1 protein-coding gene is annotated in these 306 nt (G+C 52.9%); it reads left to right on the forward strand.

From position 1 onward, the window contains the following. The coding region (gene tnpB, locus L6C30_RS14805) for an IS66 family insertion sequence element accessory protein TnpB (protein WP_236163352.1) at positions 1 to 306 on the forward strand (306 nt) is incomplete at both ends.

The following is a 306-nucleotide window of genomic DNA, read 5'->3' on the forward strand; positions in this document are numbered from 1 at the left end:
ACATGATCCGCATTGATGAAATCTGGTTGTCTACTCAGCCCATGGACATGCGTGCAGGTATGGATACGACCATGGCTCAGGTGGTGAGAGCCTTTGGCTACATCAAACCGCATTGTGCTTACCTGTTCTGTAATAAACGTGGCCATCGCATGAAAGTACTGGTACATGATGGACTGGGCATCTGGCTGTGTGCCAGGCGGCTGGAACAGGGCAAATTTCACTGGGCTCAAGTTCACCAAGGTGAAACCGTGGCCCTCAGCCCGGAACAGTTACAGGCACTGATCCAAGGTTTGCCCTGGCAGCGCA

Source organism: Acinetobacter sp. KAM396 (assembly GCF_021602765.1).
In the GTDB taxonomy this organism is placed as follows: domain Bacteria; phylum Pseudomonadota; class Gammaproteobacteria; order Pseudomonadales; family Moraxellaceae; genus Acinetobacter; species Acinetobacter towneri_A.